This window comes from Variovorax atrisoli, assembly GCF_014195185.1.
GTDB classification, from domain to species: Bacteria; Pseudomonadota; Gammaproteobacteria; order Burkholderiales; family Burkholderiaceae_C; genus Variovorax; species Variovorax atrisoli.
On record NZ_JACIBG010000002.1, the window covers coordinates 606,689 to 626,036 of the forward strand.

Genomic DNA, 19,348 nt, shown 5'->3' on the forward strand with positions numbered 1-19,348 from the left:
GAGCGGGACGCGTGCACGCGCCGCGCTCAGGGATAGAAAGCCTCGACGCGATAACCCGCGACGGGCGGCAGCGCTGCTGCTTCGGAGGCCGACAAGGTCAGGGGCAGCGAGGCAGCGCGATCCGCGCGCGCAGGCAGCACCGACGGAGCGCCGAAGTCAGCGGGCATCAGCACGCGGCGCACCACGGCGCGCTCCTGCGTATCGAGCAGCGAGAGCTCGATGGCCGGCATCGCAAGCGGCACGGTGGCGCCGTTGCGCAAGGTGAAGCTCAGGCGGTAGTCGTTGCCGCCGCTCTTCTCGCGAGCGAAGGCCGCGCCTTCGATCACGATGTCGCCGATCTGGCGCAGCGCGCCGAGTTCGCAGCCCGTGTACTCGCACAGCGCAGCGACCGCGGGCCGCAGATTGGGTTGGCGCGCGACGATGCCGTCGCGTTCATGGCGAACGATCTGCAGCACGAGCAGCAGCGCAGCAAGGACCACCAGCAGGATCAGCACCACGCGAACGCCCCTGCGCTGCCAGAAGCCCGGCGCGTTCTCCAGTGGCTCGTCGTCCTCCGCGAAGGGATGCCCAGGGGGCGGCTCGAAGATCGGCGAGAGCACCGGATCGGGCTCGCCGGCTTGGCTTTCGGTTTCGGTTTCCTCGCGGACGACCACGGCCGGGGCCTTCGCCGCAGCGCGTTCCTCGCGGGCCTTGGCGCTTGCGATCTTGGCCGACTTGGCGCGGGCGCGGCGCAGCGCCTTCTGCATCTGCACCTGGTCGTGGTCCTTCTCGAGCTGCTCGCGTTCGTCCGCCGCACCTCCCGCATCACCCTCATCGCTCGCTCGCTCGATGAATGCGCGCGTCTTGAAGACGCGCGGCGTGACCGGCAGCGGCGGCGCCGGAGGTGGCGACGCAGGCGGCGGGGACGCAAGATTCAGGTCGATGTTCGGAAACGGCGGCAGCGTGCTCGGCGGCGGCTTCCAGGCGGGCTGCGTGGCATCGAGATCGGACCATGGCTCGTCGGCAGCGATGCCGTGCTCCGGCAGCGTCAGCGAGAAGGCGGGCAGCGGAGAAGCAGGCGGCGATTGAACCGGCGGCGGCACGGTCTTCGGCACCTGGTCGAGGACCAGGGCATCCGGCGGAAGCAGGTGTTCATCTTCCGTCAGCCAATCCTTGCGCTGGCGCTGGTGTTCGGGCTCGTCGTCGAAGAAGTCCGCATCCTCGGCGGACGACGACAAGGGCTGCTCCGGTTCTGCCGGCTCTGGCTCTTCCGGCGGCAGGAACTCCGGCTCGGCAGAAGACGGCGACGCGGCGGGTCCGGGTGAAGGCGCCGGCTGCGAAGCAGGCCGTTCGACCAGCCCCGGCATGAAACCACTGCCCTGCGCCGCCGACGAAGCACCGGGCGCGGCGGCAGTGCTGCCGACGCCGTCGGGTGTCTCGTGCAGGTCGAGCGTCGCGTCGAACACGTTGCTGCAGCGACCGCAGCGCACCCAGCCGTCCGAGATGCGAAGCTGGTCGCGCACCACCTTGAAGGTGGTGGTGCAGGCGGGGCAGCGCGTGACGAGACTCATGACCGGGCGATTGTAGGGTTGGGCCCTAGCCGCGCGGGGGCTCAAGGCCACGCAGGAAACCGGCCGCGCACAGCGCGACGGCTCAGCAGCGGGCGGTCATGAGGATCCAGCCGTCCTCGCTGTCGCTGACTTCGAGCGCCGCGTACGGCGCATAGGCTTCCTTCAATTCGTCGGCCTGGCGTTCGAGGATCCCGGCCATCACGAGCGATCCGCCCGCCTTCACATGGCCGCGCAGCAGCGGCGCGAGCAGCTTGAGCGGCGTGGCCAGGATGTTGGCCAGCACGATGTCGTACTCGCCCTTGGCCGCATCGGGCAGGCCGGCCTTGAGCTTCACGCCGTTGGCTTCGGCGTTGAGCACGGTCGAGGAGACCGCCGCCTCGTCGATGTCGACCGCATCGATGTCCGCGGCACCGAACTTCGCGGCGCCGATCGCCAGGATGCCGGAGCCGCAACCGTAGTCGAGCACGCGCTTGCCAGCCAATGCTCCCTCGCCTCGCGTGGCGATCCAGCGCAGGCACATGCGGGTGGTGGGATGCGTACCGGTGCCGAAGGCCAGGCCCGGATCGAGCCGGATCACCTGCTTCGCCTGCTCGGGCGGCTCGTGCCAGGTGGGCACGATCCAGAACTCGGGCGTGACTTCGACGGGTGCGAACTGCGACTGCGTGAGCCGCACCCAGTCCTGCTCGGGCACCGTCGCGATGCCGAGCACCTCGCAGCCTTCGAAGAAGTCCTGCAGCGCAAGCACGGACGCAGTTTCCTTCGCCTGGGCTTCGTCGGGAAAGAGCGCGATCACGCGCGAACGCTGCCAGCCCTCCTTGGGCGGCGGCATGCCCGGCTCACCGAACAGCGCCTGCTCGGCGTCGGTCTGCGCGTCGGCGTCTTCCACCGACACGCTCAATGCATCGAATGCATCGAGTGCCTCGCACAGCGTCTCGACCCGATCTTCGGGCGCCATGAGGCGCAGTTCAAACATGACAAGCTCCTTCTTCACAAGGAACACCGAGGAACCGGCTTTGCCGGGCCTCCGGTGTTGCCCCCGGCGAGGGGGTTGGCGAAGCGACACGAAGTGCGCGGAGCCTGGGGGTGTTCATCGTTTGTGCGCGGCGAGCCACTCTTCCAGGTAGTGGATGTTCGTGCCCCCGCTCATGAACTTGGCGTCGACCATCAGCTCGCGGTGCAGCGGGATGTTGGTCTGGATGCCTTCGATCACCGTCTCGTTCAGCGCCGTGCGCATGCGGGCCATGGCCTGCTCGCGCGTGTCGCCGTAGACGATGATCTTGCCGATCATCGAGTCGTAGTTCGGCGGCACGAAGTAGTTGGTGTACGCATGCGAGTCGACGCGCACCCCCGGGCCGCCCGGCGGGTGCCACATGGTGATGCGGCCTGGCGAGGGAATGAATTTCCAGGCGTCTTCCGCGTTGATGCGGCATTCGATCGCGTGGCCGTGCATCTGGATCTGGCGCTGCGTGAACGGCAGCTTCTCGCCGGCGGCGACCATGATCTGCGTCTTGACGATGTCGATGCCGGTGGTGAACTCGGTCACCGGGTGCTCCACCTGCACGCGCGTGTTCATCTCGATGAAGTAGAACTCGCCGTTCTCGTAGAGGAACTCGAAGGTGCCGGCACCGCGGTAGCCGATCTTCTTGCAGGCCGCGGCGCAGCGTTCGCCGATCTTCTCGATCAGCTTGCGCGGAATGCCGGGCGCGGGCGATTCCTCGATCACCTTCTGGTGGCGGCGCTGCATGGAGCAGTCGCGCTCGCCGAGATAGACGGCGTTCTTGTGCTTGTCGGCAAGCACCTGGATCTCGATGTGGCGCGGGTTCTGGAGGAACTTCTCCATGTACACGGCCGGATTGTTGAAGGCCGCCTGGGCTTCCGCCTTCGTCATCTGGATCGCGTTGACCAGCGCCGCCTCGGTGTGCACCACGCGCATGCCGCGGCCACCGCCGCCGCCGGCCGCCTTGATGATGACGGGGTAGCCGATGGCGCGCGCGATGCGCTTGTTGGTGGCGGCGTCGTCCGAGAGCTCACCCTCCGAGCCGGGCACGCAGGGCACGCCGGCCTTGATCATCGCCTGCTTGGCCGACACCTTGTCGCCCATGGTGCGGATGTTGTCGGGCGTCGGGCCGATGAACTGGAAGCCGCTCTGCTCCACGCGCTCAGCGAAGTTGGCGTTCTCGCTCAGGAAGCCGTAGCCGGGGTGGATCGCCTCGGCGTCCGTCACCTCGGCCGCCGAGATGATCGCCGGCATGTTGAGGTAGCTCTGCGCGGAGGGGGCCGGCCCGATGCAGACGGCTTCCTCGGCGAGCTTGATGTACTTGGCGTCGCGGTCGGCCTCGGAATAGACCATCACGGCCTTGATGCCGAGCTCGCTGCAGGCGCGCTGAATCCGGAGGGCGATCTCCCCCCGGTTTGCAACCAGGATCTTCTTGAACATGCTTACTCGATGATGAACAGCGGCTGTCCGTATTCGACCGCCTGGCCGTTTTCGCCGAGGATCTGGGTGATGGTGCCGGACTTGTCGGCCTCGATTTCGTTGAGGATCTTCATCGCCTCGATGATGCAGAGGGTGTCGCCCTCGTTGACCTTGCTGCCGACCTCGACGAACGCCGCAGCGCCCGGGCTCGACGAACGGTAGAAGGTACCGACCATCGGCGACTTCACCGCGTGGCCCGCAGGAGCGGCCTCGGCGGCCGGTGCTGCGGCCGCGGCAGGAGCCGCTGCAGCGCCCGCGCCGGCGGCCGGTGCTGCGGCAGCGGCCTGGGGCGCGGCCAGGGTTTGCACATACTGCACCGGGGCGGCGCCGCCGCCCTTGACGATGCGAACCTTGCCTTCGGTCTCGGTGATTTCCAGTTCGGAAATATTCGATTCGGACACCAGATCGATCAGTGTCTTGAGTTTGCGCAGATCCATGGGACTCCAGTGCCGGCTGTGCCGGTCTTCAGGATATAACTTGTTCGAAAATCGTTGATTTTCGGCGTTCGGCGTCTAACGCCAGCGTAAGGAACTGATTCTAACCATGAACCAGTTCACGCCGCCAAGTCTCCAGGTCGGTCGCTTCGAGCTTGCCCATTTTACGGGCAGCCACCGATCCGTCCGAATTCAGCACCAGCGTGAAGGGGAGCCCACCGCCCGTATTGCCGAGATTCTTGACCAATTCGGTACCCTGCAGACCGGCCAGGCCCGTGGGATAGGTGACCGGCGTGCGCTGCAGGAACTTGCGGACAGCGCTGGGCTGATCGATGGCCAATCCAACCACTTGCCAGCCATTCGCTCCATTTTGACGAAAGAAGGCGTCGATCATGGGCATTTCCTCGACGCAGGGCGGACACCATGTCGCCCAGAAGTTCAGCAGCAGCGGCTTGCCGCGCAGGGTCGACAGAACGAGGTCACCGCCCTCCGGGCGCTCGAAGCTCTGCGCCCAGAAGGCCGCATCGAGCATCTCCTTGCCGCCGGCACCAGTGCCGGCGCTTCGCTCCTTCCACCAGGCACCGCCGAGCCCGGCGACCGCAGCCGCGGCCGCTACGCCGGCATAGAGCATGCCGCGTCGGGTGGGCGAAGAAGTCATTCACTTGTCCTTTTCTCGTTCAATCAGTCGACGCAATGCAGGCAGATCGCCGCGCGGCACGCGCCCCTGGGCATCGGGCTTGAGGGCGCCGCGCAGGTCGTCGAGGTCATACACCAGCAGGTGCACGCCGATCTCCTCTCCGAGCAGGCGGCTGGGTGCATGCACGCTCAGGGCCTCGACCTGCTCGCCGTGGAAGCCGGTCACCATGCGCGGCTCGTAGTCCACGTGATGATCGATCAGCGCTATCTCCGCCGATTTGGAATCATCGCAGAACAACTGGATGTAAATATCCGACAGCCGCGTTGCCGTTCCGTGCCACACGGCACCGCCCACATGGGGCCGGAAGACGGCCATCCGCTCCATCCATTCGAGCGCGAGCATGCGCAATGCATGCAATTCCTGCGGCTGGGTGTCGGCGCAGAAGAGTTCGATGTACTCGCGGACCTCGGCCTCGACCTCGTCGTTGTTCGGCAGCGCAGTGCGCGTCGAGAGGCCCAGGTCGCGCAATGCCCGGCGCTTGGCCGGGCCGTACTCGAGCCCCTCCTCCACGACGAGGCGGGCTGCTGCGGCGGCGATTTCGCGCTTGGACGTGTCCATCGGGGCATTTTGCCCGCAGTGGGCGCCCCTCACATGAACATCAGTACGGCGCACGGGACAAACGTGCAGCCCGGCCGAGGGCCGCCCGCACCGCTTACCTAGAATCGACCGATGCACATTCATATCCTGGGTATCTGCGGCACTTTCATGGGCGGAGTGGCCGCCCTCGCGCGCGAAGCCGGCCATCGGGTCACGGGCTGCGATGCCGGCGTGTACCCCCCGATGAGCGACCAGTTGCGCGCCCTCGGCATCGACCTGATCGAAGGCTTCGGCGGCGACCAGCTCTCCCTCGCCCCCGACATGTTCGTGGTCGGCAACGTGGTGTCCCGCACGCGGCTGGCCGACGGGAGCCCCAAGTTTCCGCTGATGGAGGCCATTCTCGACGCCGGCAAGCCCTACACCAGCGGTCCGCAGTGGCTGGCCGAGAACGTTCTGCTGGGCCGCCATGTGCTGGCGGTGGCCGGCACCCACGGCAAGACGACGACCACCTCGATGCTCGCCTGGATCCTTGAAAAAGGCGGCAAGGCCCCCGGCTTCCTGGTCGGCGGCGTGCCGCTGGACTTCGGCGTCTCGGCCCGGCTGGGCGACGGCCCCGCCTTCGTGATCGAGGCCGACGAGTACGACACGGCCTTTTTCGACAAGCGCAGCAAGTTCGTGCACTACCGGCCGCGCACCGCTGTGCTGAACAACCTGGAGTTCGATCACGCGGACATCTTCGACGACCTCGCCGCCATCGAACGCCAGTTCCACCACCTCGTGCGCACAGTGCCCGGCACGGGCCGGCTGGTGGTGAACGCCACCGAGGAGAGCCTCCAGCGCGTTCTGGCCCGGGGCTGCTGGAGCGAACTTGCGCGCTTCGGCTCCGGCGGCGAATGGCAGGCCCGCGGCACGCACGACGCCTTCGACGTGCTGCTGCGCGGCGAGACGGTCGGCCGAGTCGAATGGGCACTCTCCGGCCTGCACAACCAGATGAATGCGCTGGCAGCCATCGCCGCGGCCGAACATGTGGGCGTGGCGCCGGCCGATGCGGCGCGGGCGCTCGGCAGTTTCCGCAATGTGCGCCGGCGCATGGAACTGCGCGGCACGGTCGAACGCGACGGCGGCGCGATCACGGTCTACGACGACTTCGCCCACCACCCCACCGCGATCCGCACCACGCTCGACGGCCTGCGCAAGAAGCTGGACGACGCCGGCCGGCAAAGTGAGCGCATCCTCGCCGCCTTCGAGCCGCGCAGCAACACGATGAAGCTGGGCGTCATGGCGGCGCAGCTGCCGTGGAGCCTGGAATCGGCCGACCTGTCGTTCTGCCACACGGCCGGACTGGACTGGGACGTGGCCGCCGCGCTCGCGCCGATGGGTGAGCGCGCGCAGGTCGCCGGGGCCATCGAGCCGCTGGTGAAGCAGGTCGTCGCCGCGGCCCGGCCGGGCGATCACATCGTCTGCATGAGCAACGGCGGCTTCGGCGGCGTGCACGACAAACTGCTTGCCGCCCTGCGCGCGACGGCGGCATCATGACCGCCATGTCCGCCGCCCGTGCCCGCGAACTGATCGAGACGCTGAAGCTGCAGCCGCACCCCGAAGGCGGCTGGTACGGCGAGGTGTTCCGCTCCGCGTCGAGCGTCACCCCGGCCGACGGACGTCCGCCGCGCAGCGCGCTGACCAGCATCTACTACCTGCTCGAGGCTGGCCAGCATTCGCGCTGGCACCGGGTGCTGTCCGACGAAGTCTGGGTGCACCTTGAAGGCGTGCCGCTCGCGCTGTGGACCTGCGACGCCGCGATGCGGACCGCGCCGGCCCACACGCGGCTGGGCCCGGTCGACATCCACGGCACTCGCCCGCAGCACGTGGTGCCCGCCGGCCAGTGGCAGGCGGCGCAGCCGATCCAGAGCCACAGTTCGGGCGACTACACGCTGGTCGCCTGCATGGTCGGCCCGGGCTTCGATTTCGCCGATTTTTCCCTGGTGCCGCCCGACAGCGACGAGGCTGCGTCGATGCGGCACCACTGGCCCGACCTGGCCGGATTGCTCTAGCGCCTGCTCAGCCCCGGCGTCGCTTGACCGCTTGCGAGAGCGTGTCCAGCACCTGCACCGAGTCTTCCCAGCCCAGGCAGGCGTCGGTGATGCTCTTGCCGTATTCGAGGCCGGCGAGCTGGTCCTTGCCGGGCGTGAACTTCTGGGCGCCCGACTGCAGGTGGCTCTCGACCATCACGCCGAAGACGCGCTTGGAGCCGTCCGCGATCTGCGCGGCGATGTCCTTCGCCACGTCGATCTGCTTCTGGTGCTGCTTGGAGCTGTTGGCGTGGCTGCAGTCGACCATCAGCGTAGGCGGCAGCTTGGCGGCCTCCAGGTCCTTGCAGGCGGCCTCGACGCTGGCTGCGTCGTAGTTGGGCGCCTTGCCGCCGCGCAGGATCACGTGGCAGTCGCGGTTGCCGTTGGTCTGCACGATCGCGACCTGGCCGTTCTTGTGCACCGAGAGGAAGTGATGGCCGCGCGCAGCCGCCTGGATGGCGTCGGTGGCGATGCGGATGTTGCCGTCCGTGCCGTTCTTGAAGCCGATGGGCGCCGACAGGCCCGAGGCCAGCTCGCGGTGCACCTGGCTTTCGGTGGTGCGCGCGCCGATGGCGCCCCAGGAGATCAGGTCGCCGATGTACTGCGGCGAGATCACGTCGAGGAACTCGCTGCCCGCCGGCAGGCCCATGCGGTTGATGTCGATCAGCAGCTGGCGTGCGATGCGAAGGCCCTCGTCGATGCGGAAGCTCTCGTCCAGGTACGGGTCGTTGATGAGGCCCTTCCAGCCGACCGTGGTGCGCGGCTTCTCGAAATACACGCGCATCACGATCTCCAGCGTGCCGGCGTACTTCTCGCGCTCGGCCTTGAGGCGGCGCGCGTATTCGAGCGCTGCGGCCGGGTCGTGGATCGAGCACGGGCCCATGATCACCAGCAGCCGGTCGTCCTTGCCGGCCATGATGTTGTGGATGCGCTGGCGGGTGTCCTCGATCAGCGTCTCGACCGCGGTGCCGCGGATGGGGAAGAAGCGGATGAGGTGTTCGGGAGGCGGGAGCACGTTGATGTCCTTGATGCGTTCGTCGTCGGTCTTGCTGGTTTTTTCGACGCGCGCATACCAGCTCTCGCTGGCGGTGGGGATGTTCGTGCTCATGGTGCTTCTTCCTTTTGTGCTGGAGTGGGAATCGAGAGGCCAAGAAAAAACCGCCGGGGCTTGGGGCCACCGGCGGTTCTGGGAGGGTATTCGTGTGTGCTTTTTACGCGCTCGCCTCTCGTCCGCCGGAAACCGGGAACCAAAAGTAGGCAAAAAAGTAGGCGCGGACAGCGGACATGGGTTGGCAATGTAGCACGGAAAAGCAAAACCCGGTCAAGCGACCGGGCCTGCTGTTGTTTACCGGTAGCCCGATTCGTTGGGGTTGTGGATGATCCAGATCAGGTTGCCGGAAGAGAAATCTCCCATGCCGCCGCCCGCGAAGATCAGGCGTCCCTGGCCCTTGTAGGTCATCTCGAAGCGATGGCGGTCGCTGCCGAAATAGAAGGGAATGAAGGCCTTGCCGGTTACATATGCGCCCTGGTCCGTCGGCGGTCCGGCGAGGTCGGTGACCTGTTTGGCGCTCATGCCGATCTGCAGCCGCGCGAACTTGCTGTTGCGGGCCGGGTTGCCGGTGATCTCGCCTTCGTAGCCGTTCAGGCCCTTCACGGTGCGGCCGCTGCCGGCCTCGACCTTGGACGAGTCGACCACGTTGCCCTGGGCGTCCATGCCCGGCTTGGCGCCGCCGCGCGCCGCGGGTGCCGGAGCAGCTGCGGCAGGTGCGGGCGCCGCTGCGGGCTGGCTACCCGACGATCCGCCGCGGGATGCGCAACCGGCAGTGGCCAGCGCCACCACGGCGGTCACGGCCCACAGAACGGCGGGCGAGTTGATCCTGTTCCCCATCGAGATGCTCCTTGATTCGTTGTCGGCAAAAGGAGCGCAGCTTAGCAACCGGAGGAAACAGCCGACAAGTGCCGAAAGTCCTAAGCCGTTCCACCTACAGTCAGGCCGTCGATGCGCAGGGTGGGCTGGCCCACGCCCACGGGCACGCTCTGGCCTTCCTTGCCGCAGGTGCCCACGCCCGAGTCGAGCGCCATGTCGTTGCCGATCATGGTCACGCGGGTGAGTGCGTCGGGGCCGTTGCCCACGATGGTCGCGCCCTTCACCGGGTACTGGATCTTGCCGTTCTCGACCCAGTAGGCCTCGCTGGCAGAGAACACGAACTTGCCGCTGGTGATGTCGACCTGGCCGCCGCCGAAGTTGGTGGCGTACAGGCCCTTCTTGATGCTGGCGACGATCTCGTCGGGTTCCTTGTCGCCGCCGAGCATGTAGGTGTTGGTCATGCGCGGCATCGGCACGTGGGCGTAGCTCTCGCGGCGGCCGTTGCCGGTGGGCTTGACCTTCATGAGGCGCGCGTTGAGCGCGTCCTGGATGTAGCCCTTGAGGATGCCGTCCTCGATCAGCACGTTGCGCTGGCTGGCATTGCCCTCGTCGTCGACATTGAGCGAGCCGCGGCGGTCGGCGATGGTGCCGTCGTCGAGCACCGTCACGCCCTTGGCCGCCACGCGCTGGCCGATGCGGCCCGAGAACGCGCTCGAGCCCTTGCGGTTGAAGTCGCCCTCCAGCCCGTGGCCGATGGCTTCGTGCAGCAGGATGCCGGGCCAGCCGGAGCCGAGCACCACGGTCATTTCGCCGGCCGGGGCCGGGCGCGCCTCGAGGTTGGTCAGCGCCGCCTTCACGGCATGGTCGACATACTCGGCGATCTGCTCGTCGGAGAAGTACGCCAGGCCGAAGCGCCCGCCGCCGCCGCCGGAGCCGATCTCGCGGCGGCCGTTCTGCTCGGCGATCACCGTGACCGACAGGCGCACCAGAGGCCGCACATCGGCGGCGAGCGTGCCGTCGGCGCGGGCCACGAGCACCACGTCGTATTCGCTGGCCAGCCCCGCCATCACCTGCGCCACGCGCGGATCGCGCGAGCGCGCGAGCTTCTCGACCTTCTCGAGCAGCTTCACCTTGGCGGTGCTGTCGAGCGTGGCGATGGGGTCGATGCCCTCGTAGAGCGAGCGGCTGGAGGCGATCTTGCGGGGCGCCGTCTTCACCTTGCCGGCGCGGCCTGCGGAAGAAATGGAGCGCACGGTGCGCGCCGCGTCGAGCAGCGAGGCCTCGGAAATGTCGTCGGAATAGGCGAAGGCGGTCTTCTCGCCGCTGACCGCGCGCACGCCGACGCCCTGGTCGATGCTGAAGCTGCCGGTCTTGACGATGCCCTCCTCGAGGCTCCAGCCTTCGCTGCGGGTGTACTGGAAGTACAGGTCGGCGTCGTCCACCCGGTGCGCGGTGATCTCGGCCAGGGCCTTGCCCAGGTGCGATTCGTCGAGGCCGAAGGGCGCGAGAAGGAGCTGTTGCGCCGTGGCGAGGCGCTCGATGGTGGGTTCGCGGGAGATCATTTCGGGATTCTATGGCCCGCCCCCAGGCTGCGCGCACTTCGTGTCGCTTCGCCACGCCCGTGCCGGGGCCAACGCCAGGGGCCCGGCAAAGCCGGTTCGGTTCCCCGGTGTTCGTTGCCTGGCTCAGTTCTGGGCCAGCTTCCTCGCCCTGGCGATCGACATCAGGATCCCCAGCCCCAGCCCCAGCGTCACCATCGCCGTGCCGCCATAGCTGATGAAGGGCAGCGGCACGCCCACCACCGGCAGGATGCCGCTGACCATGCCCATGTTCACGAACGCGTAGGTGAAGAAGATCATCGTCATCGCGCCCGCCAGCAGGCGCGAGAACAGCGTGCCCGCGTTGGCCGCGATCACCAGCCCCCGGAAGATCAGCAGGATGAAGGCCGAGATCAGCGCCAGGTTACCCATGAGCCCGAATTCCTCGGAATAGGCCGCGAAGATGAAGTCGGTGGTGCGCTCGGGGATGAATTCGAGGTGCGTCTGCGTGCCCTGCATGAAGCCCTTGCCGCCCACGCCGCCCGAGCCGATGGCGATCATTCCCTGGATGATGTGGAAGCCCTTGCCCAGCGGGTCCTTGGTGGGGTCGAGCAGCGTGCACACGCGCTGCTTCTGGTAGTCGTGCAGCACGCGCCAGTCGACGCCGTCGGCGCACAGCCGCGACTCGAAGCTCACGATCAGCGTGATGGCCACTGCGCCGATCACCACGGGCGGCACGATCAGCTTCCAGGGCAGCCCGGCGAAGAAGATCACCGACAGCCCCGCCGCCAGCACCAGCAGCGAAGTGCCCAGGTCGGGCTGCTTCATGATGAGCCCCACCGGCACCGCCAGCAGCACCGTCGCCACCACGAAGTCGAGCGGCCGCAGTTGGCCCTCGCGCCGCTGGAACCACCAGGCCAGCATCAGCGGCATGGCGATCTTCAGGATCTCGCTGGGCTGGATCACCACGCCCACGTTGATCCAGCGCTGGGCGCCCTTCTTTGTGATGCCGAAGAGCGCCACCGCCACCAGCAGCGCCACGCCCATGGTGTAGAGCGGCACCGCCGCCAGCATCAGCCGCTGCGGTGGCACCTGCGCCACCACGAACATGATGAAGCCGGCCAGCAGCATGTTGCGGCCGTGGTCGACGAAGCGGGTTCCGTGGTCGTAGCCCGATGAATACATGGTGAGCAGCCCGGCGAAGGCGAGCAGCAGCACGGCAAAGGCCAGGAAGCCGTCGAAGCCCTGGAAGATGGGCGCAATTCGACGCGCCAGGGAGGGCTGATTGAACACGGCGGACATGAGGGCGGATTATCCCAGCCCCGCCCGGCCCCTCAATCGAATTCGAGCTGAACGACCGTGCGCCCCGGTCGGCTTTCGACCGTCAGGCGCGCGCCGATGGCACCGGAGCGCTCCGCCAGCGAGCGCGGCATGTGCTTGGCGGCGTCGAAACCCTTGCCGTTGTCGATCACCCGCAATTGCACCGTCTTGCCCTTCATGCCGGCCTCGAAGCGCAGCACGGTGGCCTCGGCGTGCCGTAGCACGTTGGAGATCGATTCGAACAGCAGGAACTGCAGCTGCCGCATGCCGTGCGCGTCCAGCCCGGCCACCGGCTCCACCTCGTCCACCGCCCATTCGAACTCGATGCCCGAGGACGCCAGCCTGGGCTCCAGCCGGTAGCGCGCCGCCGCGAGCAGCGCGCCCACGTCGCCCGGCGGCAGGTGGATGGAATCGATCTGCAGCTTGAGCTGGTCGAGCGAATCGCGCAGGGTGCGCAGCAGGTCGCCCGAGCTGCTCTGGCCCGACTGCAGCTGGCGGATGGCCGAGCTGATGTGCGAGCCCACGCCGTCGTGCATCTCGCGCAGGATGCGCTCGCGCTCGTGGGTGCGCGCCTGGACCTGCGCCGCGGCCTCCAGCTCGGCATAGGTGGCCGCTAGTTCGCGCTCGCGCTGCGCCACCCGCTCGGCCAGGGCGGCAACCGAGCCCCGCGCCTGCAGGGCCGCCGCGCGGAAGCGCCGCAGCACGATCAGGAGCAGCACCGCGCCGAAGAACACCGACGAATAACTCACCCAGGTGGTCTCCCCATAGGCGTCGCTCAGGCGGACCACCAGCCAGTCGCGCGCGGCGAAGGCCAGCGTGAGCAGCGCAGCGCCGGCCATCAGCAGGCGGTCGTCGTTCGGGTGGCGCAGCGTGGCCAAGGCGAAGGCGCCGACGAAAGCGGCGACGAGCACCAGCTCCACGGCGAGCCAGGCGGTGAACCACGCAGGCTCGTCCCGCTGCAGAGACAGCGCGCTGAACAGCACCGTTCCCACCACCACGCCGGCCACCGGCCAGCGCACCCAGCGGTGGCGCTGCTCGTTCGCCCAGCCGGCGAGGTGGTAGACGAACATCATGGAGGCGGCCGCCCAGCCGGCATAGGAGGCGGCCATCAGCACGCCCCACGGACCCCAGGACAGCGGCGGCTCGGCGACCAGCCCGTCGGCCATCCGCACCGCCCAGGAGAACTCGGCCAGCGCGGCCCAGAGATAGATGCCCACGCGCCGCGGCACGCCGCCCGCGTCGACGTCGACGTCGACGTCGAGCTGCGTGAGCCACAGCGCCAGCGCGATGCCGCCCACGATCAGGCTGAAGGCCATCAGCAGCACCGAGCCGATGAAGCGCCACGCGTTGGCGCCCTCGAAGAGCTCGCTGCGCACCGTCGCGGCCGGCCCGATCACCACCTGCGACAGCCCCGCGAGGCGGGCGGTGTCGGCATGCAGGCGGATCTGCAGCAGGTTGTCGCCCTTGCGCAGCAGCTTGCCGGGCACGGGGACGTAGATCGGCGCCTTGGCATAGTCGGCGTCGTTGCTGCGCTTCATGTCGCCGTAGGTCTGCAGCAGCGTGTCGTTGAGCTGCACCTCGAAGACGTTGCCCACGCGCGGGATGAAGATGCCCCAGGGCACCTCGGGCTCGGCCTCGAGCGTGAATGGCAGGTCGAAGCTGGCGGTGCCGGGGCGGCCGTTGTGCTGCCGGTCCCAGTGGTAGGACAGCTCGACGGGCTCGGTGCGCGTGACGCCATCGATCGTGGTCGTCACCGTGCCCTGGCGCAGTTCGATCGGCACCTCGGCGGCGAACGCACCGGAAACGCCGAACAGGCCACAAACGCCTGCGATGCCCATCAGGAGCATCGCCAGCCACGACATCACCAGCGACACCCGGTTCGGCCGCATCTGCGCTCAGCCCGGATGAGACAGCAGGCCGAGACGCGTTGCCTCGAAGACCGCCTCGCTCTTGGAATGCACCGCGAGCTTTCCGTAGAGATTCTTGATGTGGGTCTGCACCGTGTGAACGCTCAGGCCCTTCAGACGGGCGATCTCGGCATAGGAGAAACCGCGCGCGATCAGCGTCAGAACCTCGTGCTCGCGCACCGAGAGCAGGCCGCGGTCGGCCTCCTCGGCCGCTGCCTCGGGCGCGGCGCCCGGCGCTGCGCCGGCGGGTGCGGCCGTCTGCAGGCTGCGGTACTTGGCAAGCACGCGCCGCGCGATCATGGGCGAGATCGGCGAGGCGCCGGCCTTCATCTCGACGATGGTCTGCGCGATGTCCTCGGGCGCGGCGTCCTTGTGGATGTAGCCCACGGCGCCGGCCTCGATGCTGGCGAGGACGTTTTCCTCGTCGCCGAAGACCGACACCACCAGCGGTTCGCAGCCCGGAAAGCGCGCGACGGCCTCGCGGATCACGTCGAGGCCGGTGCCGTCGGGCATGCCGAGGTCGACCAGCAACACATCGGGAATGGTGGTCGTGCGCGAGAGCCAGCCCAGCGCTTCCTGCACGGTACCTGCGCTGCCGAGCCAGAAAAGCCGCGGGCTGCGCTGCACGCTCGCCTCGAAAAAGGCGCGCGCGCGACTGTCGTCCTCGACCACGAGCACGCCCCAGCGGCGTAGCGACGTGTCGTCCTGAGCCTCAATGTTCATTCCTCCAAGCATAAGCCTCGGCGGGCACGGGGTATCCGCGCGTACCTCCCCCGTTCATGGGATATCTGCGAGAACAGGCTTTGTTCGACACTCGGGCCGCTTTTTTCCGGGCCTGCGGCCGGTGTACCGGACGGGCAAGTAAGCGGAACGTAGGCGATTTGCAGCAAGGCGAACTCGACCTGAGTACTTTCGAATTGCAGATGCGCAGCAAGTCCCAGGCGCAGGGAATTGCGGAACGCCGGTGCGCCCCGGGGGCACGGCAGGCTGCGGCCTGCCGAAGAACCCGACCAGCCGGTTTTTGTGTGCCGGAAGCGGCCTCGCGAGAACAGACCTCATGCAGAATTACCCGTTCCCGACAAGCGAGGCTCCACCGCCGCACTGCCCTCCCTTACCTCGCATGGATCCGCAAACAACCCACCTGCTCTATCTGCACGGCTTCCGCTCTTCGCCTCGTTCGACCAAGGCCCGGATCGTTGCGGACCGCGTCGCGCGGCGACATCCGAACCTGCAATGGTGGTGTCCGCAGCTGCCGCCGTCGCCGCACGACGCCATCGACATGGTGATGAAGGGCATCGCCCACTGGCCGCGCAAGTCGATGGCGGTGATCGGCTCGTCGCTGGGCGGCTACTACGCCACCTACGTCGCCGGCATGACGCGCTGCCGTGCGGTGCTGCTCAACCCGGCCGTGCACCCCGCCCGCGACCTGATGCGCTACATCGGCGACCAGACCGCCTGGCACGATCCGGCGGAGCATTTCTACTTCCGCCCGGAGTACATCCACGAGCTGCGCGCCATGGAAGTCGGCCCGCTGACGCGGCCCGAGCGCGTGTTCGCCATCATCGCCAAGGGCGACGAGGCGCTCGACTGGCACGAGATGTCCGCGCGCTACCCCGACAGCAACATCAAGCTGCTCGAAGGCGGCGACCACGCCCTGTCGGACTTCGAGAAGGCCCACCTCGACGACGTGATGGCCTTCATCAACCCGGTCTGAGCATTCCCCCGGGCTTCGCGCACTTCGTGTCGCTACGCCGCCCCCCCGGGGGGGCGATGCCTGCGGCCCGGCAAAGCCGGTTCCGCGAGGCGTTGGTCTCCCCCCAGGCTCCGCGCACTTCGTGTCGCTGCGCCAGCCCCCCTCTCGGGGGGCGATGCCTGCGGCCCGGCAAAGCCGGTTCCGCGGCATCCCCGGAATGGGGGCGCCGGGTTCAGCGTGGGACAATCGAGGGATGTTTGTATTGTTTGAAGAAGCCGGCAAGTACCTCGGCGGCCGCGTGCTGTCGGAGGCCGAAGCATCGGCGCAGGTCGAGCTCGACACCGGCAAGCGCGTCAAGGTCAAGGGCGCCAACATCGTCCTGCGTTTCGAGAAGCCCTCGCCCGCCGACCTGATCGCCGAGGCTCGCGACCTCGCCGCCGGCATGGACCTCGACCTCGCCTGGGAATTCGCGCCCGAGGGCGAATTCGGCTTTGCCGAGCTGGCCGCCGAGTATTTCAGCGAGAAGCCCTCGCTGGCCCAGCAGGCGGCCGCCCTGTTCGCCCTCTTCGAGGCGCCGCACTACTTCCGCCGCGCCGGCAAGGGTCGCTTCAAGAAGGCGCCGGCCGAGATCGTCCAGCAGGCGCTGGCCGCCATCGAGAAGAAGAAGGCCATCCAGGCGCAGATCGCCGAGTGGGCGGCGCAGCTGGCCGAGGGCGTGTGCCCGGCCCCCGTGCGCGAGCAGCTCTACAAGATTCTTTTCCGTCCCGACAAGAACGCCCCCGAATACAAGGCCGTGGTCGAGGCCGCGCGCGCCACGCAGCGCCCGCCGCTCGACCTGCTGGAGCGTGCCGGCGCCATCGATTCGCCCTACCAGTTCCACTGGCGGCGCTTCCTGTTCGAGAACTTCCCCAAGGGCACCGGCTTCCCGGCCCTAGCGGCGCCGGCCATCGCCGACGACCTGCCGCGGGCCGAGGGCGTGCAGGCCTTCTCCATCGACGATTCGCAGACCACCGAGATCGACGACGCGCTCTCGGTGCAGGGCCTGAGCACCGGCACCGTGACGGTCGGCATCCACATCGCCGCGCCGGCGCTGGCGCTGACGCCGGGCAGCCCGATCGACAACGTGGCGCGTGCGCGCATGTCCACGGTCTACATGCCGGGCTACAAGATCACGATGCTGCCCGACGAGGTGGTCGACACCTACACGCTGCTCGAAGGCGGCGACCGCCCGGCCGTGTCGCTCTATGCGCGCTTCGACGAGGCCACGCTGGAGCTGCAGGGCACCGAGACGAAGCTGGAGCGGGTGCCCATCGCGGCGAACCTGCGCCACGACCAGCTCGACACCGTCGTGACGCAGCAGTGGCTCGAAGACGCCACCTTCAACGCCGACGGCACGCCCGAGGCCGCGGCCCGCATGCGCGCGCCCCTGTCGTTCCTGTTCCGCCTCGCGAAGCAGCTGAAGGCGCAGCGCGAGGTGGTGCGCGGCAAGCCCGAAAGCTTCAACCGGCCCGACTACAACTTCCGTCTCGTCGGCAACGACGGCGCCGAGCCCACCGGCAGCGAGCAGGTTCAGATCAGCACCCGCCAGCGCGGCGCGCCGCTCGACCTGATCGTGTCCGAGGCGATGATCCTGGCCAACAGCAGCTGGGGCGGCTGGCTCGGCGAGCTCGGCGTGCCCGCGCTCTACCGCAGCCAGGCCAGCCTCGCGCCCGGCATCAAGGTGCGCATGGGCACGCGCGCGCTGCCGCACGCGGGCCTGGGTGTGAAGAGCTACGCCTGGAGCACCTCGCCGCTGCGCCGCTACACCGACCTGGTGAACCAGTGGCAGATCATCGCGGCCGCGCGCCACGGCAAGACGGCTGCGCTGGCCGCGCCGTTCAAGCCGAAGGACGCCGACCTGTTCTCCATCCTCTCGGGCTTCGACGCGGCCTACACCGCCTACAACGCCTACCAGGGCGGCATGGAGCGTTTCTGGACGCTGAAGTACCTGCAGCAGCAGGGCATCAGCGAGCTGGAGGCCACCGTCATCAAGGACATGCCCAACGGTGCGCTGGTGCGTGCCGACACGTTGCCCCTGGTGTTCCCCGTGGCCGGGCAGCAGGAGCGCGGCGCGCGCCTGCGCGTGAAGCTCGGCGAGATCGACGAGATCGCCCTCGACGTGAGCGGCACCGTGCTGGAACGCCTCGACGCACCGAAGGCCGGCGAGGCTGCCGCCGAGGAGGAAGGCGACGACGGGGAAGAAGAAGTGGTTGCGGGCCCGATCGCCATTGCCGTCGACCTGAACGACAGCGAGGCCGCCCCCGAAGAAAAAACGCCAGCATGAACCCCGGCGGATCGTCCGGAGAAGTGCGGCCCCTGGAGGAGTCTAGAGAATGAACTTCAAGGACCTCAGCACGCTGCAGATCGCACTGGGCGTGTCGGTCGTTGTGCACGCCGCGCTGCTCACGGTGCGTTTCGTCGATCCCGAATCCTTCAACAAGGTCTTCAGCGACACGCCGCTGGAGGTCATCCTGGTCAACACCAAGACCAACGACAGGCCGGACCCTGCCGCCCGGCTGCGCGCGCAGACCTCGCTCGCGGGCGGCGGCGACCTCGACAAGGGCCGCGCCACCAGCCCGCTTCCGCCGTCGAGCTTCACCACCGTGGGCGACTCGTTCGAGGACGCGCAGCGCAAGGTCGACGCGATGCAGGCCGAGCAGATGCAGATGCTCACCCAACTCAAGCGCGATCTGGCCGCGATGCCCGCGCCCGATCCGCGCAACGCCGGCGATCCGGCAGAGGCCAAGGCGCAGGAGGAAAAGCGCCGCCAGATGATCAACCTGCTGGCCGAGATCGAGCGCCGCGTGAACGAAGAGAACGCGCGCCCCAAGAAGCGCTACCTCAGCCCCTTCACGCGCGAGGCCGCCTTCGCCACCTACGTCGATTCGCTGCGCCGCCGCGTGGAGGCGCAGGGCACGGCCAACTTCCCGACGCTCGCCGGCAAGAAGCTCTACGGCGAACTCACGATGACCATCACCGTCAACTTCGACGGCCGCCTGCTCTCGACGGTGATCGACGAGAGCTCGGGCCAGCCCGTGCTGGACAAGCGCGCGCAGGCGATCGTCGCGAGCGTGGGCAGTTTCGGCAGCTTCACCGATGCGATGCGCAGGGAGCACGCGGACCAGATCGTGATCCGCCCGCACTTCCGCTTCGCGCACGACGGGTCGGTCGAACTCTCCTCGCAGCAGTAAGAACGGCGCAGCGACAGAACACCGGAACAG

The 19,348-nt window shown here is 68.1% G+C and carries 17 protein-coding genes; 5 read left to right on the forward strand and 12 right to left on the reverse strand.

Going from position 1 to position 19,348, the window contains the following annotated elements:
* Nucleotides 1-26: 26 nt before the first annotated feature.
* The 6 genes from FHY06_RS09705 to FHY06_RS09730 form a co-directional block, all read right to left on the reverse strand.
* Nucleotides 27-1,550 carry a zinc-ribbon and DUF3426 domain-containing protein gene (locus FHY06_RS09705; RefSeq protein ID WP_184604674.1) on the reverse strand — a complete coding sequence of 508 codons (1,524 nt, stop codon included), beginning with the start codon at nucleotides 1,548-1,550 and terminating at the stop codon, nucleotides 27-29.
* An 82-nt stretch (nucleotides 1,551-1,632) separates the two neighbouring features.
* Nucleotides 1,633-2,523, reverse strand: coding sequence for a 50S ribosomal protein L11 methyltransferase (gene prmA, locus FHY06_RS09710; RefSeq protein ID WP_184604676.1), 891 nt, complete (start codon nucleotides 2,521-2,523; stop codon nucleotides 1,633-1,635).
* Nucleotides 2,524-2,637: 114 nt separating this feature from the next.
* Nucleotides 2,638-3,987, reverse strand: coding sequence for an acetyl-CoA carboxylase biotin carboxylase subunit (gene accC, locus FHY06_RS09715; RefSeq protein WP_019656790.1), 1,350 nt, complete (start codon nucleotides 3,985-3,987; stop codon nucleotides 2,638-2,640).
* 2 nt (nucleotides 3,988-3,989) lie between these two features.
* Nucleotides 3,990-4,463: an acetyl-CoA carboxylase biotin carboxyl carrier protein gene (gene accB, locus FHY06_RS09720; RefSeq protein WP_019656789.1), complete on the reverse strand. Its 474-nt coding sequence runs from the start codon at nucleotides 4,461-4,463 to the stop codon at nucleotides 3,990-3,992.
* Nucleotides 4,464-4,563: 100 nt separating this feature from the next.
* Complete coding sequence (locus FHY06_RS09725; protein WP_184604678.1) at nucleotides 4,564-5,118, reverse strand: TlpA family protein disulfide reductase; 555 nt, start codon at nucleotides 5,116-5,118, stop codon at nucleotides 4,564-4,566.
* Nucleotides 5,119-5,715, reverse strand: coding sequence for a hypothetical protein (locus FHY06_RS09730; RefSeq protein WP_019656787.1), 597 nt, complete (start codon nucleotides 5,713-5,715; stop codon nucleotides 5,119-5,121).
* 111 nt (nucleotides 5,716-5,826) lie between these two features.
* Here FHY06_RS09730 and mpl point away from each other — a divergent pair, with 111 nt between their 5' ends.
* Both mpl and FHY06_RS09740 read left to right on the forward strand, forming a co-directional pair.
* Nucleotides 5,827-7,230, forward strand: coding sequence for a UDP-N-acetylmuramate:L-alanyl-gamma-D-glutamyl-meso-diaminopimelate ligase (gene mpl, locus FHY06_RS09735; RefSeq protein WP_184604680.1), 1,404 nt, complete (start codon nucleotides 5,827-5,829; stop codon nucleotides 7,228-7,230).
* A 5-nt stretch (nucleotides 7,231-7,235) separates the two neighbouring features.
* A complete protein-coding gene (locus FHY06_RS09740) occupies nucleotides 7,236-7,745 on the forward strand; it encodes a cupin domain-containing protein (RefSeq protein ID WP_126182875.1) in 510 nt (169 codons plus the stop codon).
* A gap of 7 nt (nucleotides 7,746-7,752) precedes the next feature.
* Here the strand turns inward: FHY06_RS09740 and FHY06_RS09745 are convergent, their stop codons facing one another.
* The 6 genes from FHY06_RS09745 to FHY06_RS09770 form a co-directional block, all read right to left on the reverse strand.
* Nucleotides 7,753-8,871, reverse strand: a complete 1,119-nt coding sequence (locus FHY06_RS09745; protein ID WP_019656784.1) for a 3-deoxy-7-phosphoheptulonate synthase — start codon at nucleotides 8,869-8,871, stop codon at nucleotides 7,753-7,755.
* A gap of 237 nt (nucleotides 8,872-9,108) precedes the next feature.
* Nucleotides 9,109-9,651 (reverse strand): hypothetical protein, encoded by a 543-nt coding sequence (locus tag FHY06_RS09750; protein ID WP_019656783.1) that lies wholly within the window; start codon nucleotides 9,649-9,651, stop codon nucleotides 9,109-9,111.
* Nucleotides 9,652-9,731: 80 nt separating this feature from the next.
* Nucleotides 9,732-11,192, reverse strand: a complete 1,461-nt coding sequence (tldD, locus tag FHY06_RS09755; RefSeq protein WP_019656782.1) for a metalloprotease TldD — start codon at nucleotides 11,190-11,192, stop codon at nucleotides 9,732-9,734.
* Between the two features lie 123 nt (nucleotides 11,193-11,315).
* Nucleotides 11,316-12,470, reverse strand: coding sequence for a rod shape-determining protein RodA (gene rodA, locus FHY06_RS09760; RefSeq protein ID WP_019656781.1), 1,155 nt, complete (start codon nucleotides 12,468-12,470; stop codon nucleotides 11,316-11,318).
* 32 nt (nucleotides 12,471-12,502) lie between these two features.
* Nucleotides 12,503-14,377, reverse strand: coding sequence for a sensor histidine kinase (locus FHY06_RS09765; protein ID WP_184604682.1), 1,875 nt, complete (start codon nucleotides 14,375-14,377; stop codon nucleotides 12,503-12,505).
* A gap of 6 nt (nucleotides 14,378-14,383) precedes the next feature.
* Nucleotides 14,384-15,130, reverse strand: coding sequence for a response regulator transcription factor (locus FHY06_RS09770; RefSeq protein WP_019656779.1), 747 nt, complete (start codon nucleotides 15,128-15,130; stop codon nucleotides 14,384-14,386).
* 385 nt (nucleotides 15,131-15,515) lie between these two features.
* Between FHY06_RS09770 and FHY06_RS09775 the strand changes: the two genes are divergently transcribed.
* The 3 genes from FHY06_RS09775 to FHY06_RS09785 all read left to right on the forward strand — a co-directional run bounded on the left by FHY06_RS09775 (nucleotide 15,516) and on the right by FHY06_RS09785 (nucleotide 19,318).
* Nucleotides 15,516-16,109, forward strand: a complete 594-nt coding sequence (locus FHY06_RS09775; protein WP_019656778.1) for a YqiA/YcfP family alpha/beta fold hydrolase — start codon at nucleotides 15,516-15,518, stop codon at nucleotides 16,107-16,109.
* Between the two features lie 232 nt (nucleotides 16,110-16,341).
* A complete protein-coding gene (locus FHY06_RS09780; protein WP_184604684.1) occupies nucleotides 16,342-18,411 on the forward strand; it encodes a ribonuclease catalytic domain-containing protein in 2,070 nt (689 codons plus the stop codon).
* Nucleotides 18,412-18,460: 49 nt separating this feature from the next.
* The gene (locus FHY06_RS09785; protein ID WP_019656776.1) at nucleotides 18,461-19,318 is read left to right on the forward strand and encodes an energy transducer TonB; all 858 of its coding nucleotides are present in this window, start codon (nucleotides 18,461-18,463) and stop codon (nucleotides 19,316-19,318) included.
* The last annotated feature ends 30 nt before the right edge of the window (nucleotides 19,319-19,348 follow it).